This is a genomic window from Anaerobacillus sp. CMMVII (assembly GCF_025377685.1).
Taxonomy (GTDB): domain Bacteria; phylum Bacillota; class Bacilli; order Bacillales; family Anaerobacillaceae; genus Anaerobacillus.
Genome location: NZ_JACEHK010000001.1, coordinates 399,158 through 424,770, shown reverse-complemented (window position 1 = coordinate 424,770; position 25,613 = coordinate 399,158). Strand labels below are relative to the sequence as shown.

At 38.2% G+C, this 25,613-nt stretch carries 25 protein-coding genes and 2 pseudogenes; 4 read left to right on the top strand and 23 right to left on the bottom strand.

The annotated features are described in order from the left end of the window. Positions 1-12 precede the first annotated feature (12 nt). The 3 genes from gatA to H1D32_RS02275 form a co-directional block, all read right to left on the bottom strand. A complete protein-coding gene (gene gatA, locus H1D32_RS02285) occupies positions 13-1,470 on the bottom strand; it encodes an Asp-tRNA(Asn)/Glu-tRNA(Gln) amidotransferase subunit GatA (RefSeq protein ID WP_261176536.1) in 1,458 nt (485 codons plus the stop codon). 14 nt (positions 1,471-1,484) lie between these two features. After that, entirely contained in the window at positions 1,485-1,775 is a 291-nt protein-coding gene (gene gatC, locus H1D32_RS02280) for an Asp-tRNA(Asn)/Glu-tRNA(Gln) amidotransferase subunit GatC (protein WP_261176535.1), read from the bottom strand. Between the two features lie 102 nt (positions 1,776-1,877). Then, positions 1,878-2,918: an FUSC family protein gene (locus H1D32_RS02275; protein WP_261176534.1), complete on the bottom strand. Its 1,041-nt coding sequence runs from the start codon at positions 2,916-2,918 to the stop codon at positions 1,878-1,880. A 76-nt stretch (positions 2,919-2,994) separates the two neighbouring features. Between H1D32_RS02275 and H1D32_RS02270 the strand changes: the two genes are divergently transcribed. Then, the gene (locus tag H1D32_RS02270; RefSeq protein WP_261176533.1) at positions 2,995-3,300 is read left to right on the top strand and encodes a hypothetical protein; all 306 of its coding nucleotides are present in this window, start codon (positions 2,995-2,997) and stop codon (positions 3,298-3,300) included. Between the two features lie 27 nt (positions 3,301-3,327). Here H1D32_RS02270 and H1D32_RS02265 read toward each other — a convergent pair whose 3' ends face one another. The 6 genes and pseudogenes from H1D32_RS02265 to H1D32_RS02240 all read right to left on the bottom strand — a co-directional run bounded on the left by H1D32_RS02265 (position 3,328) and on the right by H1D32_RS02240 (position 7,035). Beyond that, positions 3,328-3,729: a DoxX family protein gene (locus tag H1D32_RS02265; RefSeq protein WP_261176532.1), complete on the bottom strand. Its 402-nt coding sequence runs from the start codon at positions 3,727-3,729 to the stop codon at positions 3,328-3,330. Between the two features lie 17 nt (positions 3,730-3,746). Beyond that, positions 3,747-4,349: pseudogene (locus tag H1D32_RS02260) on the bottom strand (alpha/beta hydrolase). A 4-nt stretch (positions 4,350-4,353) separates the two neighbouring features. Further along, a pseudogene (locus H1D32_RS02255) lies at positions 4,354-4,966 on the bottom strand (flavin reductase family protein). Positions 4,967-4,984: 18 nt separating this feature from the next. After that, positions 4,985-5,923: a ring-cleaving dioxygenase gene (locus tag H1D32_RS02250; protein WP_261176531.1), complete on the bottom strand. Its 939-nt coding sequence runs from the start codon at positions 5,921-5,923 to the stop codon at positions 4,985-4,987. A 54-nt stretch (positions 5,924-5,977) separates the two neighbouring features. Then, entirely contained in the window at positions 5,978-6,376 is a 399-nt protein-coding gene (locus H1D32_RS02245) for a DoxX family protein (protein ID WP_261176530.1), read from the bottom strand. A 119-nt stretch (positions 6,377-6,495) separates the two neighbouring features. Next, entirely contained in the window at positions 6,496-7,035 is a 540-nt protein-coding gene (locus tag H1D32_RS02240; RefSeq protein WP_261176529.1) for a CBO0543 family protein, read from the bottom strand. 139 nt (positions 7,036-7,174) lie between these two features. On the opposite strand from H1D32_RS02240, the gene H1D32_RS02235 reads away from it, so the two are divergent. Continuing rightward, entirely contained in the window at positions 7,175-7,594 is a 420-nt protein-coding gene (locus H1D32_RS02235) for a hypothetical protein (RefSeq protein ID WP_261176528.1), read from the top strand. A 107-nt stretch (positions 7,595-7,701) separates the two neighbouring features. Further along, positions 7,702-9,042 carry a globin-coupled sensor protein gene (locus H1D32_RS02230; RefSeq protein WP_261176527.1) on the top strand — a complete coding sequence of 447 codons (1,341 nt, stop codon included), beginning with the start codon at positions 7,702-7,704 and terminating at the stop codon, positions 9,040-9,042. Between the two features lie 45 nt (positions 9,043-9,087). On the opposite strand, the gene yunB is transcribed toward H1D32_RS02230, so the two are convergent. Then, positions 9,088-9,894 carry a sporulation protein YunB gene (yunB, locus tag H1D32_RS02225; protein ID WP_261176526.1) on the bottom strand — a complete coding sequence of 269 codons (807 nt, stop codon included), beginning with the start codon at positions 9,892-9,894 and terminating at the stop codon, positions 9,088-9,090. Positions 9,895-10,155: 261 nt separating this feature from the next. On the opposite strand from yunB, the gene H1D32_RS02220 reads away from it, so the two are divergent. Continuing rightward, positions 10,156-10,599 carry a hypothetical protein gene (locus tag H1D32_RS02220; RefSeq protein ID WP_261176525.1) on the top strand — a complete coding sequence of 148 codons (444 nt, stop codon included), beginning with the start codon at positions 10,156-10,158 and terminating at the stop codon, positions 10,597-10,599. 370 nt (positions 10,600-10,969) lie between these two features. Here the strand turns inward: H1D32_RS02220 and H1D32_RS02215 are convergent, their stop codons facing one another. From H1D32_RS02215 to pcrA, 13 genes are all read right to left on the bottom strand, one after another. After that, positions 10,970-11,470 (bottom strand): GNAT family N-acetyltransferase, encoded by a 501-nt coding sequence (locus tag H1D32_RS02215; protein ID WP_261176524.1) that lies wholly within the window; start codon positions 11,468-11,470, stop codon positions 10,970-10,972. Between the two features lie 116 nt (positions 11,471-11,586). After that, positions 11,587-12,057, bottom strand: a complete 471-nt coding sequence (locus H1D32_RS02210; protein ID WP_261176523.1) for a hypothetical protein — start codon at positions 12,055-12,057, stop codon at positions 11,587-11,589. Next, positions 12,054-12,770, bottom strand: coding sequence for a class I SAM-dependent methyltransferase (locus H1D32_RS02205; RefSeq protein WP_261176522.1), 717 nt, complete (start codon positions 12,768-12,770; stop codon positions 12,054-12,056). Before H1D32_RS02205 ends, H1D32_RS02210 begins: the two co-directional genes overlap by 4 nt. An 11-nt stretch (positions 12,771-12,781) precedes the next feature. Continuing rightward, complete coding sequence (locus H1D32_RS02200; RefSeq protein ID WP_261176521.1) at positions 12,782-13,225, bottom strand: hypothetical protein; 444 nt, start codon at positions 13,223-13,225, stop codon at positions 12,782-12,784. A gap of 26 nt (positions 13,226-13,251) precedes the next feature. Next, entirely contained in the window at positions 13,252-13,746 is a 495-nt protein-coding gene (locus H1D32_RS02195) for a hypothetical protein (protein ID WP_261176520.1), read from the bottom strand. A 55-nt stretch (positions 13,747-13,801) separates the two neighbouring features. After that, the gene (locus H1D32_RS02190; protein WP_396126137.1) at positions 13,802-15,358 is read right to left on the bottom strand and encodes a flotillin lipid rafts scaffold protein FloT; all 1,557 of its coding nucleotides are present in this window, start codon (positions 15,356-15,358) and stop codon (positions 13,802-13,804) included. A 47-nt stretch (positions 15,359-15,405) separates the two neighbouring features. Then, positions 15,406-15,939 (bottom strand): NfeD family protein, encoded by a 534-nt coding sequence (locus H1D32_RS02185; RefSeq protein WP_261176519.1) that lies wholly within the window; start codon positions 15,937-15,939, stop codon positions 15,406-15,408. Positions 15,940-15,948: 9 nt separating this feature from the next. Continuing rightward, positions 15,949-16,620, bottom strand: coding sequence for a PspA/IM30 family protein (locus H1D32_RS02180; RefSeq protein ID WP_261176518.1), 672 nt, complete (start codon positions 16,618-16,620; stop codon positions 15,949-15,951). A gap of 292 nt (positions 16,621-16,912) precedes the next feature. Continuing rightward, complete coding sequence (putP, locus tag H1D32_RS02175) at positions 16,913-18,391, bottom strand: sodium/proline symporter PutP (RefSeq protein WP_261176517.1); 1,479 nt, start codon at positions 18,389-18,391, stop codon at positions 16,913-16,915. A gap of 983 nt (positions 18,392-19,374) precedes the next feature. After that, positions 19,375-19,851 carry an RDD family protein gene (locus H1D32_RS02170; RefSeq protein ID WP_261176516.1) on the bottom strand — a complete coding sequence of 159 codons (477 nt, stop codon included), beginning with the start codon at positions 19,849-19,851 and terminating at the stop codon, positions 19,375-19,377. A gap of 152 nt (positions 19,852-20,003) precedes the next feature. After that, entirely contained in the window at positions 20,004-21,158 is a 1,155-nt protein-coding gene (locus tag H1D32_RS02165; protein WP_261176515.1) for a CamS family sex pheromone protein, read from the bottom strand. A gap of 68 nt (positions 21,159-21,226) precedes the next feature. After that, positions 21,227-23,227, bottom strand: coding sequence for an NAD-dependent DNA ligase LigA (ligA, locus tag H1D32_RS02160; RefSeq protein ID WP_261176514.1), 2,001 nt, complete (start codon positions 23,225-23,227; stop codon positions 21,227-21,229). A 99-nt stretch (positions 23,228-23,326) separates the two neighbouring features. Beyond that, the gene (gene pcrA, locus H1D32_RS02155; protein WP_261176513.1) at positions 23,327-25,576 is read right to left on the bottom strand and encodes a DNA helicase PcrA; all 2,250 of its coding nucleotides are present in this window, start codon (positions 25,574-25,576) and stop codon (positions 23,327-23,329) included. Between the last annotated feature and the right edge of the window lie 37 nt (positions 25,577-25,613).

Sequence of the window (25,613 nt, the reverse complement as noted above, 5' to 3'; positions counted from 1 at the left end):
CCTGGTCCCCCCTTACAATTCTGGTTTCGCCTGATGGTGCTCTGTCGCCTGCTCAAATGCGTGGGCAACACGGTACACCGTAGACTCATCAAAGTGTTTTCCGATAATCTGTAAGCCAACAGGTAAGCCATTTGAAAGTCCACAAGGAACTGATATAGCTGGAACACCTGCTAGGTTTACAGGGATTGTTAAAATATCATTTGCATACATTGTAAGCGGATCTTTAGTCTTCTCGCCAATTTTAAAAGCTGTCGTTGGTGCTGTTGGACCAATGATGACATCATATTTTTCTAAGACGTCGTCAAAGTCCTTTTTGATTAAGGTCCGCACTTGCTGCGCTTTTTTATAATATGCATCATAGTAGCCAGAGCTTAAGGCGAACGTTCCAAGCATAATCCGACGCTTCACTTCATCACCAAAACCTGCGCTACGCGTCTCTTTATACATTTCAATTAAATTAGTACCATTATCAGAACGGACACCATAACGTACACCGTCAAAACGAGAGAGGTTCGCAGACGCCTCTGAAGAAGAAAGTAAATAATAAGTTGCAACAGCGTACTTTGAATGCGGCAGCGACACTTCCTCCCACGTTGCTCCTAAACCTTCTAAGACTTTTAATGCCTCTAAAACTTTCGTTTTTACATCTTCATTGACACCTTCAGCTAAGTACTCCTTTGGTACCGCTATTTTCAAGCCTTGGATATCACCCGTTAGACTCGATAAATAGTCAGGAACATCAACGTTCGCACTTGTGGAATCCATTTTGTCGTAGCCCGAGATGACTTGCATTAAATAGGCATTATCCTGAACAGACCTTGTAATTGGGCCAATTTGATCAAGAGATGAAGCAAATGCTACTAAGCCAAATCGTGAAACTCGTCCATAGGTCGGTTTTAGGCCAACAACTCCACAATATGAAGCAGGCTGGCGGATTGATCCCCCTGTATCCGATCCAAGTGAAAATAAGACTTCTCCAGCTGCTACCGATGCAGCTGAACCACCGCTCGAGCCACCAGGAACATGGTCAAGGTTCCAAGGGTTTCTCGTACGGAAATAACCCGAATTCTCCGTGGAAGAACCCATCGCAAACTCGTCCATATTTAACTTACCGATCATGACTGCTTCTGAGGAACGAATTTTCCCCATCACTGTTGCATCATGGACAGGCTCGAAGTTTTCTAGTAGTTTACTTGCACAAGTCGTACGTAACCCTTTGGTCACAATATTATCTTTAATCCCGATTGGAAGCCCATATAAAAGACCTTTTTCTACTTTTCCGACCAATGCTTCATCAAGTTGCTGGGCGTAGCTGCGAGCATTTTCTTCATCTAGGCTTAGAAATGCTTTTACCTTGTCATCGACCTGGGCAATTCGTTTGTACGATGCATCGACTAACTCAGAAACTGTAATTTCCTTTTCACGAAGCTGTTTATGTATAGCTTGGACACTTTGTTCAATTAATGACAACGAAAAAACCTCCTTTACTCTAAAATCGATGGAACCTTCACTTGTCCATCAAGTTGATCTGGTGCATTTTTTAAAGCATCTTCTCTTTTTAACGATTCTTTGACAACATCGTCTCTAAGTACGTTTTTCACGTCTAAGACATGTGTTGTTGGTTCAACACCTGTTGTATCTAATTCATTGAGCTGCTCTGCAAACCCAATAATTGCATCTAGTTGCTCTGTAAAAAGTTCTACTTCCTCCTCTGATACCGAGAGGCGCGCTAAGTGAGCCACATGTTTTACCTGATCTTTTGTAATTCGAGCCATCCTTCCACCTCCAAAATTTAGTCACTATCCTACCATTTTTCACAATATATAGATAATACCAAACAAGAGGCTTTAATTCAATAAAGCCCCTAATCTATAAAGTTAATCAAACGTTTGATTAACTTTATATCGATTCATTTTGTATAATCCCTGTAGTTCCTCTAAACAGTCATTGATTGACAACAGTTCAAAATAGACAATCCGTTTAGGCGTAAAGTGATGTACAAAATGACTAGAAATCGTTAGTTTATTAGCTTCATCCTTTAAATAAGTATCTAGCTCATGAACTAGAACAGAATAATTATCTCCACTTACATGAGAAGAATTCACTAAGATCTCTCGAAATGAGTTTACCACGTCACTAACTAGCTTTCTTTCCTCGGTTGTAAAGTTCGCAGGCTCATTGACATAATGTAAATTACCTAAGTGAAGCAGGATTTTTTGCATGATAATGTTCGTTTTTTTCAATTTATTAAATTGGCGAAATTCACTTAATTTAATTTTATGGTATTTCCATTCACGCTCTTGAAACGTTAATAGCTCGCTTATTTTCTCTGTTGATTGCCGTAACTTCAAGTAATTACTTGATGGAGTAATCGCTTGCCGCTGTTGGATAGAAAAAATGAATTCAATTGTTTCAGCTAAAACCTTACTTGCCAGTGTGAAATTTGGTCCGAGCTTCTCCCTAATTAAAGGTGTAAATTTAGGTGGTAGGATAAAAAAGTTAATTAACGACGAAACAGTTAAACCAATAAACGTCGTACCCAATCTTGAGGCAAACGTCAGGAAATGGTGGTCATGGATATCCGGTACCATAGCAACTGCTGTGAGTGTGGCTACTAGGATCCCGTCATGCAGCTTCAATTTTTGGCATAAAAAAATGGTTAAAAGTGCTGCTAATGTGAACGTTAATGCAGTCGGTCCCCATAAGTAAACAAAAATTACCGCTAAACCTGCGCCAATCGCTGAGGCTGGAAAACGGATTAGCCCCTTTCGAATTGAGTCAGAAGCTGTTGGTTCAATTGTTACTATTGCTGCAATAACAGCAAACTCAACTGGTAACTCTAACTTGTTACAAATGACCGCCGTTATAAAAACTGAAATCCCTGTTTTAATAATTCGTCTACCAACAATGCTTTTCATAGTTTCCACCCAACCATAATTTTGGTAAATTCATAATACCCTATTTTCTAAGCATACTACAATTGGATGGTGAATCATGATGCGGACTCTAATTATTTTTTTACTCCCTATCCTTTTACTTTGCGGTTGTGAACACAGCTTCTATGAAAAGGAAAAAGAAGAGGATATAAAAAAAAACCGATTGTTTTTTGAATATGAGCAGTTAATTATGTATGGCATTGAAGGAATTGGTAGAGACAAAAATAATACAATTATTTTTTACGTAGCTGACCCAAATGAACAAACGAGAAAACAAATTGAGAAAGGTTTAATCAAGATCTTTGGTCAAAAAATTGATTTCATATTAGAAGACAGTGATCAGTTCCATGTAAAATGGGAATAAGGCTGACAGGAAGCGTCAGCCTCAGGTTTAGCTATTAATATTGATATCATTATTTTTCGCAAAGAACGATTGATATAAAGAGAAAAACCTCGCTCCATTTAGTGATAGGTGAATAGCAATCGCTAGTAATACAACGTCATAGGCATAGCCGTCAAGGAAGCCCGCGGCAAATTTCACTTTAATAATCGCTCCTAGTAATAATAGTGCAAATAGTCCTGAAATCACCCTCGTCCCAAGTCCAACAATTAAAGCTATTCCGCCAATGACTTCAAGAAGCCCAACACCGTAGGCCATAAAGCCAGGTAAGCCAATGCTCTCAAACCAACCAGCGATATTCTCAATCCCACCTTGAAACTTCACTAACCCATGGCTTAAAAAAATAATTCCTAATGTTACTCGTAAAATAAGTGCTCCAATATCGTTTTTCATATGTTCCTCCATTATAGTTAAATTCTGCGATACCACTGGGCAGCCGCATCGACTTCTTCTCTCGTCAGTTGATGTCCGCGATTTTCCCAATGTAGTTCGACATTTGCGTTTGCTTTTTCAAGTAATGACTGTAATTCCACCGATTCCTCTGGGGTACAAATCGGATCATTTGTCCCAGCACCAATAAAATTGACTTTCCTGATAGATCAGGTAGATTTATCCCTCTACGTGGAACCATCGGATGGTGCAGGATCGCCGCTTTCAGCGAGTGCTGAAAATGGAATAATAAGCTCGCAGCAATATTTGCACCATTTGAATAACCAATCGCAAGTATATTATTGCGGTCAAATCCATATTTTCCAGCTGCTTCATCAAGAAACTCATGTAATTCCTTCGTACGGAAGATCAAATCCTCCTCATCGAAGACACCTTCTGCCAAACGACGAAAAAATCGAGGCATCCCATTTTCAAGCACGTTGCCCTCGAACACTTAAGACCGAACATTCTTTGTCGATCATCGGTGCTAGTGGCAACAAATCTTGCTCATTCCCCCCTGTCCCGTGAAGTAAGAGTAAGGTTGGTTTTGTTTCATCTGTACCTTTTTGAAAAATATGTTTCATTTATTTAGCTCCCTCCAGGTCTTTTCAGGCTAAAAATCTCACCATTTTTTGCATAATCATTACCAGCTAAGCGACTAACTGCACCTAAGCTGTTCGTATCAATCATCCCGTTCTGGTAAATCTCCTCGTTAATGTGAAATTGCACAACTCGACCAATGATAAAATCACAGCTAACATCGTTACTTTCTCCTAATTCAAGGACTTGCTCTAAGCGGCACTCCAACCTGACCTTAGCTTCTTTACTCCCGGAACTAGTATTTCGTACTTGCTACTGGGGTCAAATTCGCTAGCTCAGTTTCACTCTCATCAGGCGGAAGATTAGCTGATGTTTGGTTTACCTGTTCAACATTCTCTTGATCAACAACGTGTACAACAAACTCTTTTTTCGCAAGGATATTTCTAGCTGTATCCTTTTGTCTCCCACTAGAACGCTGAATTGAGACGGAAATCAACGGAGGATTAGCCGCAACAATGTTAAAATAACTAAACGGTGCAGCATTTAAAACATCTTCCTCGGAAAGCGTCGTAATAAACGCAATCGGTCGTGGAACAATCGTACCTATCAAAAGTTTATAGTTGTCTCTTTCAGTGCTATTTAAAGGGTCAATTTTCAACAAAAATGATCAGTCCTTTGATTAATCTAATTGTCTTACTTCAAATGGTATCAGTACTTGTTCAATTTTTTCCCGATGTGGTTCATATTGTGCAGGTAGCATTAAGTTTTTGCCCATTGTTGCATGGGATTCGTCATGAGCAAAGCCCGGGGGATCTGTAGCAATTTCAAATAAGATATCGCCACGCTCTTTAAAATAGATCGCATTAAAATAGTTTCTATCTTGAACAGAGGTTACCCCAAAGCCATGACTCTCAACATGCTTTTTCCAAGCCAACTGATCTTTATCATCAGTTGCCCGCCAAGCAATATGGTGAACGGTCCCTACCCCCATTTGTCCATTTCCTGTTCGTGTTAATTTTACGTCGATGATATTGCCAATATGACTCGCTGCTTGAAAGCGCAGATAATTGCCTTCTTGACCGACCTTTTTTAACCCCATCCCCTGCTCTAACAACTCAGCAGTTTCTTCTGGTTGCTTGGAAAATAACGTTGCACCACCAAAGCCTTTGATGGCAACGTTCGCTGTTACCTCACCAAACTGCCATGTATTCAGGTCTCCCGCTTCTCTTTCGACAATCTCCAAATGAAGGCCATCAGGATCCTCGAATTCTAGATATGTTTCTCCAAAACGAACTGCTTCGTTGTATTCGACTTGAAACTTTTCTAAACGCTTTTTCCAGAAATCGATGGAACCTTTCGGAACAACATATGAAGTAACACCGACTTGCCCATCACCAATTTTCCCTTTATGAGCGCCTGCCCATGGGAAAAAGGTAATGATGGTTCCTGGCTCCCCACCTTCATTCCCGAAATAAAGATGGTAGGTACCAGGATCGTCAAAGTTGACAGTTTGTTTGACTAAACGCAGCCCCAAGACTCCTGCATAAAAATCTATATTATCCTGTGGGTGACCAACGATTGCCGTAATGTGGTGAATACCAAGTGACTCTTTCTTCATCTATATCAGATCCTTTCCCTTTTAACGTTTACCATATCTTGAATTCAAGATATCCTACAAAATAAAAGCATCAAGCGCAAACTGACCAGGTCCGATTAATCCTACCCCAATAGCAACAGCGATGATAGTTAGGTTATATTCATACCCATTTTGCGTAGCCCATAAACCATTTGCACCGTGGACCTTCACAATTGCCATCGCCATCGTTCCTGCTAGTAAAATAGCTGCTACTGGTGTGAATAGTCCTAGCGCAAAAAGAATTCCCCCAACAAATTCTGCTAAGCCTGCGATAAGCGCCATTGTGACACCTGGTTTTAATCCAAGCGATGCCATCCAATCACCAGTACCCTTTAAACCATATCCTCCAAACCAACCAAACAGCTTTTGCGCTCCATGACCAATAAATAACACCCCAACTATTACTCGAATCACTAACAAGCCTACATCAACCATCTTTATTCCTCCTTTTTATCTTCAATTCAAGACATCACTATAAAATATACCTTAAAATTAATTATCTTGAACTAAAGATAATAGTAAACCGAAATTAATGTTTTGTCAACAGTTTTACATTATCTATGATAAGAATTTCCCTGATAAATTTTGTTCGCGATTACATAGATTGCAAAATAAATGGGTAACGAATAGATATGTTTCCAAGTAGTCGGTTTATATAAATCGATCCAAATAAAAAAGGGTTCCCCTACATATGTAGTTAAACCTGCAAATATTAGTCCCTTAAGATACGAATTCACATGTGGCTTGAATTGTATTAAGCCCATTATAACAACCGGCATTAACGTTGTATCCCATGGAAAGAATGCTGGAATTAGTGGTAGCGGAGCATGTAGATAATACCAAAAACCTAATTGAGCACCAATCGAATCTAAAAATGTTGAAAGGAACATTACGAAAAAACCAACTGTCAGCAAGCGTAACGTACTTTCTTTTTTACGATATTTCAACCATAAGAGCCATGGTAGTATTGAAAGTCCTACTCCAATCCACCATTGCCAACCGAATACGACACTATCCATCCATACTTCAAATTTATCATAAGTTATTTCACTAACTTGTTTATATAGATCTTCATTTTTGTTTGGGTCATGCATGGTGAAACCTCCTATCTACCACTTTTAATATTCCAACAAAAGGTAATTGTATTCACTCTAGAAAGGAACCTACAAATATAGGCCCCAAAAAATAATATTACAAACCAAAGGAAATCCTAGGACCGAGGTGATTCTTAATATGGCTTATAAAATGACCATGCTGTTTTTTTTCATACTACTTTTAGGTTCAACGTCAGTTAGCTCGCAAAGTAACAAAGCAGTTGAAATTTTTGATGTTAAAAAAGCACAAGTCATAAAAATCGTTCAACCAAACGATACAATACAGACAGAAGTTGAGAAATACATTAAGGAGATTGATGGTGTATATAAAAAGTTTGATCCGCTCCCAAAAGACGGTTTCATGTTTCGAATTCCTTTAGAACCTTCTATCCAAGTAGAAAACAAATGGATGAGCGCACTTATCGATGAAACGATTATTATTATTCCAGAAGGAAGAAAACCTTATCTCCTTATCTTTAACGACGAAAATAACTCCTATTTTTTCACCTTTCCAAGTGAAATTGATACACTCTTGCAAGCGTTAGACTTTACACTGTAATAACGATTCTTGAAGATTTCGTCGAATATTGGCATATTAAGGTATTCGCTACTAATTAGATGTGATAAAGTAGACTTGAATATAGGATGATAAGAAGGAGAGATGAGATGTTTAATAGAAAAATTGACTTTTCATCATTTACGCAAATCAACACAGACAATTACATAAGTGACAATGAAGCTTTAAATGGTAGGCTTAAATTTTATCAATTAACTGAAGAAGATGTTCAACTAATTGTAGAAGCTAGTGAGTGGTTTCTTCAATATGAAGATGAGATTGTTAACAAATACGAAGCAGTTCTATTAACGTTTCCAGGTGTCGATCTTTTTTTGTCTCAGCACAATCTTGTTGATCATTTCCGGTCATATATTCGCAGTTTTAAAGAGGTACCCTTTCATTCTAACTACTTAGAAATCCGTAAAGATCGAGGCCGTTTTTTTAAGTCAATTAATGCAACACCCGATTGGTGTACAGGTAGTGAAATTCGAGTGACAGAGTATGTTACTCCGGTACTTATTGATAAATATCGTGCCAAACCCCAAAAGCTAGCAAGGATGATTTTAGCACTACAAAAGATATTCTCTATTGATGCTCAATGCGCTTTGGATGGTTTTCACGAAAAAGCTGATACAGAAATGAAGGAAACAATCTCATCTATTGTTTCAGCTGTATCGCAAGAACAACAAATTAATGAAGTTCTAGATGCAACCGAGTCCGCGCTTCAAACAAGTGAGGATATTAAAGTCGTTAGTAATGAAATGGCGCAGTCCATTCAATCTATATCCTTAAATGTCTCAAATGTCGCTACCAAAGCCGAGACAATGACAAAAGCAACACAAGATGGAAAAATAAAGATTGAGCAAATCATTCAAAACTTTTTAGATGTTTCCAAAGAAGCAGTTGCGACAAATTCAAGGGTTAAAAATTTACTCGAACAAATGAAAAATATGAAGCAAATAGTTGAATTAATCAAATCAATCGCTACGCAAACAAACTTACTAGCTTTGAATGCATCCATCGAAGCAGCAAGGGCTGGTGATGCAGGGCGTGGTTTTAGTGTGGTTGCTAATGAAGTTCGTAAACTAGCAGAACAGACAGCGACTTCCGTAGGTGACATTAACGAAGCACTTCATCTTATCGAATCTGAGATTGAGAACTTTCAACTAAAGTCTCTTGAAACAACTGGTCAGATTGAGAAAACCGTCTTATCTGCAGATGAAGCAACTGTTACATTAACGAACCTTTTAGATCAAATCACCTCAATGAATGACGATATGATCGACATATCTTCAATCATTGAAAAACAGGCAGTTGCCACAACCGACACCTACGAAAAACTAAACGAGATCGCAAGGAGTGTTAGTAGAGTACAATCTGAGACTAGCGAATTAGAAAAAAATATTAATGAGATGAAACACAAAATCACTGAGGTTTCATTAAATTTTTAAGCGTTAAAAAAAGCCACAAGTGGCTTTTTTTTCATCCGATTTATATTATTCTCCGGAACTTTTTGTACGGTCTATAACAGCCGGAACACTCCCTCTTTCCCCACCTGTACTATAAAACTCAGGAACATCCCCATGTAAATACACCCACGCTAGTGGAAATGAAGTACGTACTACATTTGTTTCAGTTGCAAATGGGATGATTACTTTTACATCGACCTCGATATCAACGCTTATGGTCAGTAATGTGTTGTTAATTCCCAGTTCCTCAGCTTTATGACTAAAATTAGATTTCACATTTCCAATCACTGAAAAACGGACGGGAACTTTCGGCCCTAAATGAGCTAGTAACGCATTATTCGTTATTTGTCCTAGCGGCATCATGTAGATAATTCCACGCTCAGAAATCGAAATTCCATCTCGGTCTAGGTCAACGTCTTCTGGGATTGAAAGTTCTCTAATTCGACCACGCTCTAGATCATTTAGATATACTTGAACACTATGAGTTACATCATGTAAAAATCGATGAGCGACTGCCGCATTAAACTCTACCCCTAAGAACTTCCCGTTTTCAGTGCTAATATATTCGATCATCTCTCGATTAAAGCTATCTTCTAAGGTCTTCTTACTTACAGCTTGGTTAATTGCTAGTGTCCCAATCTTTTGGGTTTCAGTACTTGCAATTGTAACCAGAGTGGGACGAATTCCTTTTTCAACAATGATCAGGGCTTGGATTGTCAGAAAAATAAAGATGAAAGCAGATACTAAAAGTATCGTTCGAAAGGACATTGGCCCTCTTCGTTTTTTTATTGGAAATCGAAACGTTCCCCTTTTGTTAGACCTAAACCCTCTCATGGATAAACACCCCTTTGCTAATACTTATGCATACAAGGTATCTATTTTTACAATTATTACAAATGATTTGAACTATACGAAAGAGCATTAAAAACGCTTTTCTTAAAGATTGTTGCTATCAGCTTTTAGGTCGTAACCAAGCGAATGCTTGGTTTTAAAAGCAACAAAGTTTACGAAAACAGCCTTTAAAAAGAACGTTTAGTATTTGTTGGCCTGTATCATAACGCCGTAGCCTTGTACATAAAATTTTAGTACAAGGAGGTGGTTACTATTAAAAATAAAAATCTTATCGGACTTTTCGCAACTCTTTTTGCTTGTATCGCTCTATTTATCTATATAAATAAGGACAATCCACTTAAAATTGACAAAGAACTATTTAATGAGTCATTCGAAGTTTTTAAAACTATTGAGAAAGCGAAAAAGACTGAGAGAAATTTAACTCATGATGAGAAAGTAGCAATTATGTTATATGAAAAGAAATGGATGGGTGAGATTAACAGTATTAAAAGAAGAGCCTTTAAAGAAGGTGACAGAACTCTTACCGCTAATGAATTTGAAAGAATTAGAGAAATCGAGAGTGTCTTTGTCGATACGATTAAACTTACGAAGACTTTTGCTTTGTTAATTGAGCAGCAAGACGAATTTTCGGAAAAGCAGTACTTAAACGACTTTAAGGTAACTAAAGCAGCTCTAGGGATAAATTAAATTATGAAGGGTCCCATAAGGAGAGTCTGCAAATGTAAAAAATGGTGAAAAAAAAGCTTATACTTAAAGATCTCGTTTTTTGCAGAACTCTCATCAGGCACCCTTTTTTCATTAGGCTCTTTTCGTAAACATTGCTCCTGCGGATACTCGTCGCACAAAAAAACTTGTTGCTTTTTCACTCTAAATTAATTGGAAAAATACCTTAGATGAAGATATCACCCAATAAATTAAGTATGAAAAGAGCAGTACTTACTAAATTAGTGGCGAATTCTTAGTATTTTGTGTAAAAATCCGGCTTTTGGGATTTTTACGAAAGCAACAAACTTTTTGAAAACAGCCTTTCATTATTAATAAACTATAATAATTAGGCTTACTTTACCCCCGAATAGATCTCATGATTTTTCCCAAAGATAAAAGATTCCTTTTCCTTGGTGAAGCCAATCTTTTCGGCCACCCGGATGGATGGCTTATTATTTGGGTCGATGATGCTGATTACCTTATCCAAGTTTAATTTATCAAAGCCATATTCCTTACAAGCCAATGCTGCCTCTGTTGCATATCCCTTCGACCAATACCGTTTATTGATGTGGTAACCAATTTCAACTTCTGCCTTGCCGTCTACTTCTTGTTTGACCAAACCGCAATCGCCGATGCACGCTAAAGTATCCTTTCTGCAAACAGCCCAGAGACCATAGCCATCAGCCCGGTATCGTTCTTGACTTCTTTTCACCCAATTCTCCGTTTTCTCTTGGCTAAACGGGGCTGGGTAATAGGCCATTGTCTCTTGATCAGAAAAGATCTCATATAGAAACGGTACATCATCTGCCCTAAACTTCCGCAAGACTAACCTTTCAGTTTCTAGTATAATCATGTTTTTTATACTTCCCTTCCTTGCTATAAATACCTAACTCTGATAGAAAAGACGCCTTCCTATATTAGAGGATGCGTCTTTTAGAATTTATTTTACCCTAAACTTCTGATTACACCCTATTCAACATTGACCAAAAACGCATAGCTAACGGTACCTTGTTCAAAGTAGGCAAGCACCTCAAAAATCACTGTTCCTTCATGCTCGGTCAGGTCTATGCTTTTGAACTCACCAGTAATAGTATTGTCTTCATCCCAGGTTCGGATGAGATATCTATAAGGTTCGATCTCAAAATCTAAGCTAAGCTCATCATTCCGATCGACATTTAACGGGACCTTTTGAACGATCCCCGGTGGTGCATCCGCACTCGCCTCGATGCCTGTATGGGTTCCATCCTTGAGTGCATAGCTCCAACTGTAAACTCCATGACGCGCTCTTATTGAATTTTCTCCACTTGTAACAAACAACTTAGGTGGAGATTTCAGAACGCTTTCAGTTACTTTATCTTCACTATCAATGATTGTTTCTTCTTCAACGCTACACCCGACTAATAGAAATAATAGGACAAAAAACAATAGCTTCAACCTCATCTTATCTCCCCCTTACGTGCCCTTACAATCATAAAATGTGGATTTTTCATTAGCTTTTCATAACTTTCTGGAGATTTAACTTTGTACTTGCTCGTCGGTTGTGGTTCAACTATTTTTTCGATTTGAAATAAGGCTGCTGTTTCGTTAATGACATAGTGAAGCGGCCGACGATAAAAAGGAACTGTGAATATTTCCCCTTGCTTCTTCCATTTATCAAGAAGTAACTCTATTGAAAAATAATCGCCATTCTCCGAAAGTTTTAGATCCATAAAAGGATGATGAATGGAAAACAATAGCACACCCGTTGGTTTTAAAATTCTACGGAACTCTCGAAAGGTTGAGCGCCAGTTTTTTATATAATGTAACGTTAATGAACTGACAATCACATCAAACGATTGATCTTCAAATGGTAGATCGGCTTCCAAATCCAGACAGATCACCTCAGCCTTTGACCCGACGCGTCTCTTAGCTGCTGCTACCATTTGCGGACTCAGATCAGTAGCAATTACCTTTGCACCTCTGTTCACTAGTTGCTCTGTATACCAACCAGCTGCGCAACCTGCATCAAGCACTGTCTTTGTTCGTAAATCCTGAGGAAGTTCTTGAAGCATTGCCGGTCGTTCATATTCACTATTATATAGGCTCGTCTCATCGACATGATGTTCATAGATCACCGCAAGCTTATTAAACGTTTCTTCCACATGCTTTTTCATCGTTCACATCCCTACTTGATTTCAATTGCGAATGCATAGAACGCATCACCATGTGACACATTCGTCTTCTGATCGAGCCACCAGACTCCGTAAGAATAATAATAAACCCCTTTTTCAAGCGGTGCTGTGATTTGATTATTCTTAATTTCAATGTCAGTTTGTTGGATATCTTTGAACTGCTGTAAACTTACTACGCTAGGTTTCGGGTTATAGTTCATCCCGATGCGAATTGTCTCCCCTGGCATGACCACAATCGGCTCTTTCCCTTCCAATAGTTCCACCGGACCAATTGTATCAACACAGCCATTATTCCAGCAATACGTACCAAGAGTGGTTTCATAGTTTTGGTTATCAATCTCAAGAAAAACTTTAGGAGGTGAACTTCCCGTCACCCCACCTGTTGAACAACCGAACAGAATAAATGCTAACGCTAAAAAAATGATATGAATTTTCATACGTTACTCATCTACCTTTCTATTCCTCACTCCACTTCAACCACAAACGTATAAGAAACTTCGCCACGAGCCTTTTCACTACCATAGCTAGACCAATTCGCGACTAATTCATAAACGTATCTGCCTTTCTTTTCTGGTAGGATAAATTGATTATTACTTAAAGCAACTTCCTTACCTCTCTCGTCACTCTCCCATAAATAAACGAGTACATATGGTTCACCGTCTATCTGAAAGGTCAGTTCTGTTTTTGGAGCTAAAAGAATTGCTTCATATCTTTCTGCAATTTGATTTGGAGAAGCTGCATCGGTCATCACTGTTTGTTCTTTGGTTTCCCATTTAAAACCGCCTTGCTCCATTTCATATTGGGTACCATTTGCTTCAACAAAGCCTGTGATGGTTGGTGGAAAGCCTTCGTTCATAGATCTTTCTGTCTTCAAATCAATGTTATTACCCTCAATTTTGCCACAGCCCACGAGAAGAAACGAAGCAAGTATGGCCAGTACTATCATTCTAATAGTCATGATTATCACCCCCTTTATTATATTTGACGTATTCATATTGGTAAATGTTTCAAATTTATAAAACAAACACATAAAAAACCAGAACCCGGAAAAGGTTCTGGCTTTGACACTTACTCTTCTGTATTTTTTCAACTGGAGCACTTTTAGAAGCAGCTAATTCATTCGAAAGTTGATCAATACTCGCTCTCACATTCGCTTTGCCAGAGAAGTTCTCAATTAATTCTTTTACATCAATTCCTGAAGATGCCTTTAAAGATTCTTGCAACGTTGACATAAGGTTTGTTGCATAACCAGTTACTTTATTAGCACCACCGTTTTCACCACTTGAACCTGTATCAACAATTGTAATCTTATCAATATTTGATAACGGACTTGCAACTTCTCTCGCATAAGTAGGAAGCATTTCTAAAATCATATCTAGCATTGCTGCTTGACCGTACTTCTCATAAGCTTCAGCAATTTTTTCTTTAGCCTCTGCTTCAGCAAGACCTTTCAAGCGAATAACTTCCGCTTCTGTTTCACCCTTCGCTCTTTCAGCTGCAGCTTTCGCAGTACCGTCAAGACGAATTTTTTCAGCTTCGGCTTTCGCCATTGCTTCAATACGGTATTTGTGAGCATCCGCTTCAGTAAATTGTTTTGTTTTATCAGCTTCAGCTGCTTGCTCAACTGCATAACGATCAGCATCAGCCTTTTTCTTCACTTCTGAGTCATATTGCTTTTCACGTCTAAGAATCTCTTTTTCTTCTAATTCAATTTGCTTTTGACGCTCGATAATTTGAATTTGCATTTGCTGTTCCATTACTTCTTGTTTCGAACGAGCTTCTTCTAAATGGTACGCTTGGTCAGCTCGTGCCTTTGCTACATCTTGTTCTCTACGGAACTCAGCAACTTTTAATTTATTAACCTTTTCAGCTTCAGCAATTTCCGTTGCTCTTTCTAATTCAGCACGTTTCGCTTCTTTGTCAGCTTCAGCACGCTTAATTCTTGTTTCTTTATCTGCTTCCGCTGTTGCGATGTCAGCATCACGCTTTACTTGAGAAATCCGTGCCTTCCCAAGTGATTCTAAGTAACCGTTTTTGTCACGAACATCTTTAATTGTAAATGAAACAATGACAAGACCCATTTTCGCTAAATCTTGTGATGCAACTCGTTGTACTTCTTGCGAGAACTTCTCCCGATTTTTATAAATTTCTTCAACCGTTAACGAACCTAAGATTGAACGTAAATGACCTTCTAACACTTCTTTTGCTTCATTTTCACGATCTGCTTTTGTTTTCCCTAGAAATTGCTCGGCAGCAGTGGCTATTTCACCAATTGAGCCACCAATTTTAATGATCGCTGTTCCGTCAGCCATAACAGGTACACCTTGTTCTGTGTAAACCTCTGGAGTAGAAACATCAATTTTACTAGATAATAGACTTAAAGATGCTGATTGATGGAATACTGGAAAAACAAATGTACCGCCACCACGAACAATTTTTATTTTATTGCCAGATTCGTCAATGTTAACATTTTTTCCACCTAAATAACTACCAGTTACAATTAGAGCCTCATCTGGGCCAACTGTACGATATTTTGTTACAAATACACCAATAAGAGCTAAAATTAAAATGCTACAATACCTACAACAATATAAATTAAATCCATAATAACCTCCAATTAATCGAATTTTTCATGAGGCACCACATGTAATACCCCGTTTTTCACTTCAATTACTAATACATCTGTATCATAAGGAATCGCTTCATTTTCGAAGCTAACCGCAGACTTGGCGATGTTGCCACCGTACCCTTGAATCATTACTTCTCCAAAACCATCGACAGGTACTGAGGTAATCACCTTACCAATCCGACCTTTTAAGTCTTCATCAGAATAGGCCATCGTCGCCTCGGCTTGAGAAAGTGGAATTAAAATGAACACATTTAACAACGTCACTAAAATGAGTGCAGTGACAAGAGATGCTAAAAAGACTATGAAACTATGAACGGAAGTTAACTTCTCCATCAAATAAGCCATCGCACTAAAAATGGTTATAAACGCCAGAACGACTGTTGGATTTACGGGACCTTCAGATATTGACTCGAAGATCCCTTCCAATAAATCACCGAATAAAATATAGAGTAATGTTAAGCTTCCACCTAAAATAAGACTGAACAAATAGATTGTTTCTAAGGAATAGCCGAAAAGCTCCATGGTTTACCCTCATTCACTTTTAAGTTTTTCTTTTAACCTTGCCAACTCTAGGTCAATACCACTTTGTTTTTCAAGACCTTCAAGCTCTTTATCTAAGCTTTGATTTGCGACTCTTAAGTCTTCACTTGCTTCAGCTTCCGCCTCATACTGCATAACTTTCTTTTCCATTCGTTCGAAGCCTTGTTTTGACCCTCCTTGATTTAAGGAAGACAACGAGCGGTTCATTTGAGCTTTTGCTTTTGCTGCACCGGCCTTGCTTTTTAAGGTATCACGCTTTAATTCCATTTCTCTGAATTCAGATTTCATTCGTTTTAACTTCTCTTTAAGGTCCTCTGCTTGAAGGGCCGTATCACGATGCAATTGCTCTAGCTGTGCTAGCTCTGATGCCACTCTCGCTTTATCCTCAAGAGCACGTCTCGCTAAATCCTCATTTCCTGCTCCTAAAGCAGCTAACGCTTGTTGTTCACGTTTTTCTACCAATTCTCTAGCATCATTTACCTTTTTATTAAATAACTTTTCTTCGGCAATCATCTTTGCTGTCGCCGTTTCTACCTCCCGAATTTCACTAGCCATTTCCCTAACATACTGATCTAACATTTTCTCTGGATCTTCTGCTTTTTCAATCATGGTATAAAGCTCAGAGCTTACAACTGTTTTAATTCGTTTAAAAAATTCAAACAAGGAAATCCCTCCTATTTTTACTAATATAAGTTAATTATGTCTTATTCATCTATTACTTACGTATTTTAACTTAAATAGTTTCAAAAAAAAATCACTGGCGACGAAAACCACTGATTTTTTTCTTAATCCAATAAATTTTATTAAATAGTCGCACCAAATTACCTAGTGTGAGAAAAATGGATTATGAAATTCATCAAATTTAATTTATTATTATTGCTAATAAAGTCTATATGCAGTTGCGTAAAAACTACGTAACTGCATATAGGTTGTTATAACTTGATTAAGGTACCTATTAGATTTTACTTGTTTTTACACTATCAAATTCTTCAAGAATTTCTTGTGCTGGCTCTTTATCAATGTAACTCACGACCATAATTGCAATCCAAGCAAAGATAAATCCTGGTACAATTTCATAAAGGTCAAATAAACCACCGCTTAACTCACTCCAGATAAAGACTGTAAGCGCACCAACGAGCATACCAGCTAAGGCACCATTACGAGTCATACGTCTCCAGAACAAGGCTAGGATAATTACAGGACCAAACGCTGCTCCAAATCCACCCCAGGCATATGAAACAAGATCAAGCACTGAGCTTTCTGGGTTGTAGGCTAAAATAATTGCGATAAGTGCAATTAGGATAACTCCAGATCGACCGATCCAAACTAATTCTGTTTGACTGGCATTCTTTCTAAAAATAGCCTTATAGAAATCTTCTGTAATCGCACTTGAAGATACAAGTAATTGAGAATCAATTGTGCTCATGATTGCTGCTAAGATAGCTGCAAGTAAGAACCCTGAAACCCACGGGTTAAATAGCAATTGCGTAAATAAGATGAACACAGTTTCATGAGCACCATCTGCTAACGCATCTGCAGGGCCATTCGCTGAGAAATAAGCAATCCCGACAAACCCAGTGAAGATTGCTCCCATTAAAGCAAGAACCATCCATGTCATCCCTACTAATCTTGCTTTTGGAATTTCCTTCGATGATTTAACCGCCATAAAACGTGTAATGATGTGAGGTTGACCAAAATAACCTAGGCCCCAGGCTGCTAGAGAAATGATCCCCATAGTTGACACACCTGCAAATACATCTAGATATTCTGGATTAACATTACCAACTGCAGATACTGTTTCACTCCAACCACCCATTTCTGAGATCGCCACAATTGGTACAATGATTAACGCCAAGAACATTAAAATTCCTTGGAAGAAGTCCGTCCAGCTTACTGCTAAAAAGCCACCTAAGAAAGTATATGAAATAATTACAATCGCACCAATCCATAATGCTTGAGTGTAGGTTAGACCAAATGATGCTTCAAATAATAGTGCTCCACCAACAAGTCCTGACGAAGTGTAGAAAGCAAAGAAAATTAAAATAACAAAAGCAGAAATAACACGAAGTATTTTTGAATTATCTCGAAAACGATTTTCTAGAAAGTCAGGAACAGTAATTGAATCACCAGCAATTTCTGTGTACTTACGTAAACGCGATGCAATAAACTGCCAGTTTAAATAGGCCCCTACCGCTAAACCTACTGAAATCCAAATTGCTTCCATCCCAGCTACGTAAGCGTAGCCCGGTAAACCTAATAAAAGCCAACTACTCATGTCTGAAGCACCAGCACTAAGAGCAGCCACACCGCCACCTAATCTTCTTCCTCCTAATACGTAGTCTGATAAATTACTAGTCATTCGATATGCGACAATACCAATGGCTAACATCCCGACAAGATAAACTATAAATGTTACTAAAGTTGCAGTTTCCAATTCTACTCTCTCCCTTCAGTGAAATAAGTGACAATCGATAAGACAATCAATAGTGGCATTGGGATAAACAACCAAAACCAGGTTGCGGCTGTTAATGCATGCTCCATCTTTTTCACCTCCATTTTCTCCTATGTCTAATATTCGACATATTTTTTTATTCACCTTTATACATTTGATCGAAAATTCTTTTTTTACTGATAACTAATCCTTATAAGAGGATAGTTGAAAATATAACATAAAATAAAAGAAAGAACATTCTAAATATTATTCCAGAAAAATTTAAACGTATTTTTATACAAATTTTACGCTTATTAAAGCGTTTTCATAGTTATATAGGAATATATATTCAGACAGATAAATTTAAATAAGTTTGAATTTTTTTAAAAAAAGCAGAAAAAATCATTGACTATTGGAAAACAGCTCCACATTATATATATTACTTCTTAAAAAATAATAGACGCAATCTTGTCTAAATAGGCGAAAAAAAGAAGCATATCTAAATTAGATTGCTTCCATGAAAATTTACCCGTGTCTTTTGATTGGTTTACATAAAAAATATCCTAACAAAATCCCAAACTCGCTGACAAAAATATAGAGGAGAAAACTTTCCAAACCTATAAATGATCCCGATACACTACTTGAAGTTTCATTTCCACCCACACTTTGTATTCTTTGAAAAAGGTAATCTATCATTGAGAATTGCCCCGTTAGATAGAAGCCTCGATATAAGAGAAATAACCCAAGTAAATAAAAAGGGAGTGAAATGAAGAAAGCGACTTTGCCCCTTGTTACAAATAGCCAAGCAATAAACATTGGGAACAGTAATATAAGCAAAAAAATTAACCCTTGAATGACCTGGTGATTTTCAAGGAATCCCGAGAGAACGTGTGGAAAAACAAACATGAAATATAAGAATAGTGAAAAGAGAAATGCGACGCCATATAGAACACTTTTTTTGATGATAGACATTGCTTTCCCCCTCTCTATTTTAATAAATACGTTTTTGATTTTTCATCATATAATGGTCGTTTCCGGTTCCCTATGGAAAATAGAATTGTCGGAAACAAGTATAACTTCATCAACTCACGTTTTAGATATTGCTTTTTGCTAATTTCTTTGGCATGCTCATCACGTAAATAAAGGCCCAGCATCTTCATTCCAACTGTTTGTCTTGAAAAGGTCGGAAGGACATATTGAATCAGTATCGCAACTGTTGCTAATACAAGCCAGTTAATGACAAACAAATGCATCTCATGCTCCCACATATACTGACGAACCAATTCTATATTATTTACATCCGGAGCATTGGTTTGGCCAAACATCCACCTTGTAGTGATTGTTCCGACCACGATTATGGCAACAGACAATGTGATTAGGTCATAAAACATCCCAATCATTCGCGTCCCAAAACCAGCATAGTACTTTTCATCAAGGAGCTTATTTACCCACCGTTCTTGCATCCAATCATCCTCTCTTATATTGATTTTCGAGATCGTGAAAGTGCGCTACATAACATATATACGAATTAGTTCTGCAAAAGTTTCGTTAGTTTACAGAAATTTCAATTTTTTACACATGAAAAAAGCATACCGAAATCGATATGCTTATTGCTCTACCTAAAAATATGAACGAATGGCTCCTCATCAGCATGACGGACAATGATGCTTTCGGGGCCTTCCAAAGAGGTTAGATAAATTTGAATAGTTAAGGTTGATGGAAAATGCTTTTTCATTCGGTCTGTAACATATTGAGTCATTGCGATAATTTCTGCTTTACCATTCGTTTGCAGATTTATATCAATTGTTAACTCTTGGATCTGATTGTTCTTATATCTTCCTCTTCCAACAATCCCTACATAATTGTCGAAAAAGCCATCAATATCTTGCTTAAAGTTATCAAATCGAGTCGCTTCCTCTCGGAAATCAGTCGTAGCTTGTCTCGAAGGAAAGAAATAATGGGCATCACTCACTGTTTCCCATTTCTCAATCCGTTTCCCTGGTTCAATTACTGTAAGTGCCATAAAGGTCCCTGGGACAATTGACTGTCTTCGTTCCTCCTTGTAGAGAGCAATCATAATAGGGACGTTGGCTAAATTATCGCGCTCACGAACACGATTTAAGACCTCAATAGCAATCCGTTTTCCCTCTTCAAAAATCTCTTCTTCATCTAAAGCATAGTCAAAGACAGTTCCGTAGGCTTCTGTTTGATAGTAATAAACTGAATTCAAGGATATCCCTAGAACTAAGCCCCCTAATTCAATGGTCCCCGCATCGACTTCTCGTAAATAGTTATGCTCCATGATATGAGACAAGTAGGATGGTTGGTTCTCATGTTTCTCTCTTGCCGTGTCTCCCTCACCTAAAGGTGGGTTTAATCCCTCACGATGACTTTCACTGTCTGGGTCATACCTACGCAACCAACGATTGATTAAGGCCCCTTCTAAATACTGTCCCTCTTGAAAAAAATACTGGTCTTGCGGAAATCTTGTTTGAGCTAGCTCCATCAACCCAATTTCTAACTGATTAATATCGATACGGTTATTAATCGCATGCGGTACTAATCCCCTTGCTTCACTATGTCGGTAATCCCCTTCATGTAAAACGGTCCTATAATAGTTTTCAGGTGTATTTAAGTTTGGACTAATAATAACTTGTTCATCAGCTTCTGTTTCCTCAACTATGATAATTTCATCTTCCTTTTCAAGGATACCAATACAACCCGTTAACACAAGCGGTGCAATCACTAATACACTTAATAAGCGTTTCATACAACAACCCTCCTCAACCATAAACTACAAAAGGAGAGCGGTTGACACAACTGCCAACCAGCCCCATCCTATTTATTTAATTGCTCAATTAGCTTTTGCTCATCCCATACTTCAATCCCTAAGCTTTCTGCTTTAGTAAGCTTTGAACCTGCTTTTTCTCCAGCAATTAAAAGATCCGTTTTAGCACTAACGCTCCCCGTAACTTTCCCACCAAGGGCTTCGATCTTTTCTTTTGCTTCTTCTCTTGTTAAAATCTCTAGTTTACCAGTTAGTACGATAACTTTATTTAAAAAGATTGAATCGCCGACTATTTCTATCTTTTGACCTTTATAATTGGTATTTACACCTGAGGCTTTAAGCTCATTGATTAACTCGTAACTTTCAGGCAAGTTAAAATAACGTACAATTGACTCTGCCATTTTTATACCAATTTCATTAATCGCTACTAACTCTTCTTCACTCGCTTCTTGAAGGTGATCAATCGTTTCAAAATATTGAGCTAAGGTTTTTGCTGCTTTAGCACCAACAAAACGAATGCCAAGGCCAAACAACAGCTTCTCTAATGAATTTTCTTTAGAAGCCTCTATCGCACTTAACAAGTTATCCACTGATTTTTCACCCATACGCTCAAGATTTAAGAGTTCATCTCTTTGTAGTTTATAAATATCCGCGACGTCCTTAATTAGCCCGTGTTCAAAAAGCTGCGTAATCACACGTTCCCCAAGTCCGTCTATATTCATCGCGTTTCTTGATACAAAATGAATTAAACCTTCACGGATTTGGGCAGGACATTTCGGATTAATACAACGAAGGGCCACTTCTCCTTCTAGGCGAACAAGCTCGCTTTCACAAGCCGGACAATGAGTGGGCATCCGAAACTCTTCTTCATTACCTGTTCGTAATTCTTCAAGAACATTTACAACCTCCGGAATGATGTCGCCGGCTTTTTTAATAACAACTTTATCTCCAATTTTTAAATCTTTTTGACGAATTAAATCCTCGTTGTGCAATGAAGCTCGTTTGACTGTTGTCCCTGCGACTTGTACTGGCGTCAATAAAGCTGTCGGAGTCACGACACCAGTGCGCCCAACACTTAATTCAATTCCCTCAAGAGTAGTCACTACTTCTTCAGCAGGGAACTTATAAGCTATCGCCCATCTTGGACTTTTTGCCGTAAAGCCTAGTTTTTTTTGCGCTTCAAGAGAGTCTACTTTAATAACAATTCCGTCAATTTCGTAAGGTAGATGCGGACGCTTATCTAGCCAACTATCAACATATTCAATGACTTCATCAATATTTTTGCAATGTTTAGCCTCTTTGTTTGTTTTCAACCCTAGCTGACTCATATATTCAAGTGCTGCTGTATGTGTAGGCAGCTCTTTATCAATAATTTGTGCGAGAGAATAAAGAAAGATGTCTAAATTCCTTTTTGCTGCAATCTTAGGATCTAATTGTCTCAGTGAACCCGCTGCAGCATTACGGGGATTGGCGAACGGCTCTTCCCCTGCTTCTCGTTTTGCCTCATTTAATTTTTCAAAGGACTTCTTGGGCATGAACGCTTCGCCACGAACCTCAAGGCTTACCGCTTCTTTCAATTTCATTGGAATGGAACGTACTGTTTTTAAGTTATTCGTTATGTTTTCTCCCGTTGTACCATCACCTCTTGTTGCACCTAGAACGAAACGACCTTGCTCATATCTCAACGATACAGCAAGTCCATCAATTTTCAGCTCACAAGCGTAAGAGACAGGTTCACCAAATCCTTCAGACACACGACGATCAAAATCTCGAAGGTCTTGTTCATTAAACGCATTCCCTAAGCTTAACATTGGAATATCATGTTGAACCTTTTCAAAGTAAGGGAGCGGTTCGCCACCGACTCGAACAGAAGGCGAATCCTCCGTAATCAACTCTGGATTTTCACGTTCAAGCTGAATAAGCTCATGCATCGCTTTATCGTACTCAGCATCGGACACAATCGGTTTGTCTAATACATAATAGTGATAACCATATTCCTCAAGCGTTTCTCTTAGTTCAGCTATTCTTTTCTCAGCTTCCATACGTTCCATTCTTCCTTTCTTCCTTTACAGTGTAGAGTGTAAAGGGTAGAGTTTTTGCTAGTAATACTTAGAAGCACCAATTCTACATTCTACACTTTGAATTCTACATTATACTTTTGTAATTGGAGCGAATTTAGCAGCTAGGCGCTTAATTCCAATTGGTTGTGGGAAGGCAATGTCTAACTCCACGTTTTCAGCAGAGCCTTTTATGCTCACAACCGTACCAATCCCCCACTTTTTATGTTCTGCTTTATCGCCTACCTGCCATGTGAATTGATCTCCACCTGTAGTTGTCATTTGTGGTTTCGACGTTGTTGTCATTCTTTGTCTTTGCGTGGCAGCAAAGCCTCCGCCGCTAGTAGACATTGAACGAGACGTTTTAGCCCACGCCGGCGCTGCTTCTTTTTCCTCATTAAGTGAATCTAATACTTCACTAGGAATTTCCTTAATGAAACGAGATTGCGGATTTGTATTTGTGCGGCCAAATAAAGTTCGCATTTTCGCACAAGATAAATACAGGCGTTGCTCCGCTCGGGTAATTCCCACATAGGCAAGCCTTCGTTCCTCTTCCATCTCCTCTTCTTCAAAAAGAGATCTGCTGTGAGGAAAAACTCCTTCCTCCATACCTATTAAAAAGACAACTGGAAATTCTAATCCCTTTGCAGAGTGGAGCGTCATTAACAACACTCTTTCTGAGTCTTTTTGCTCATTTTCATCCTCATCCACTTTATCGATATCAGCGATAAGTGCCAAGTCTGTTAAGAAGGCTACTAACGATTTATCATCGTTCTTCTTTTCAAACTCTTTGGTAACTGACAGGAATTCATCAATATTTTCAAGACGACTTTGGGCTTCGATCGTTTTTTCATTTTTTAACATTTCACGATAACCTGTTTTATCTAGTAATTCCTCAACAAGTTCCGTCACTGATAAATATTCTTCTAACTGAACCCAACCCCGCATTTGATCGATAAACTCTACAAGTTTATTTGTTGCACCTTTCGCTAAGCCCATTTGCTCAACTTCGTGTAACGCCTGGAAAATTGAAATTCCTTGCGATGCAGCAAATTCTGCAATCTTATCAACGGTCGTTGCGCCAATCCCTCGTTTCGGAACATTTATAATTCTTCGTAAAGAAATATCATCGTCAGGGTTAGCTACTACGCGTAGATAAGCCAACACGTCTTTAATCTCTTTTCGGTCGTAGAACTTTGTCCCACCAACGATATTATAGTTGATGTTCGATTTCACTAATAATTCCTCGATTACACGAGATTGCGCGTTGGTACGATACAAAATCGCCATATCTGTAAGCTTATAGTCGTGTTCCTTCATTAACTCTTTAATTTTTCCAACAACAAAATATGCTTCATCATGCTCAGTATCACCAACAAAACAAGCAATATTTTCACCAGACTGATTTTCCGTCCATAGATTCTTCGGTTTACGGTTAAAGTTATTGTTAATAACCTCATTTGCGGCACGAAGAATCGTTTTTGTCGAACGATAATTTTGCTCTAGCTTGATTGTCGTTGATTTTGGATAGTCATTTTCAAACGATAAGATATTAGAAATATCAGCTCCACGCCAGCCATAAATAGACTGATCCGAGTCCCCAACCACACAAATGTTTTTATAACGTTCCGCTAACATTTTTACTAACATGTATTGGGCTCTGTTCGTATCTTGGTATTCGTCAACATGGATAAATTGGAATTTTCTTTGGTAGAACTCGAGTACTTCCGGAACCTGTGTAAACAGTTGGATCGTAGTCATGATTAAATCATCAAAGTCTAGAGCATGGTTTTTTCGCAACTCTTTCTGATAAGCCTCATACACATCCGCAACTGTCGATTCGTAAGGACCCTTAGCAGTTTTCGCATAGTCCTTGACTGTTTTCAATTCATTTTTAGCACCGCTAATGCTACCTAAAAGACTTCTAGGTTCAAACTTCTTTGAGTCGATGTTTTTTTGTTTTAAAATTTGCTTGATGACTGACAACTGGTCACCTGGATCAAGAATGGTAAAATTACGTTTTACCCCAATTCTGTCAATATCTCTTCTTAAAATTCGGACACACATAGAGTGGAATGTCGATATCCAAATATCCTCTGCAACAGGTCCAATGATTTTCTTTACACGTTCTTTCATTTCTTTGGCTGCCTTATTCGTAAAAGTGATGGCCAAGATTGACCAAGGAGCAACCTCTTTTTCGCCAATTAGGTAGGCAATTCGATTTGTTAATACTCTTGTTTTTCCTGATCCTGCTCCAGCCATAATTAACAAAGCACCATCAGTATGCTTAACCGCTTCTCGTTGTTCATTATTTAACCCATTTAATACCGCTTGTACATTCATTATTACCCTCACCACCAAAACGTATGTTCTGTTTTTA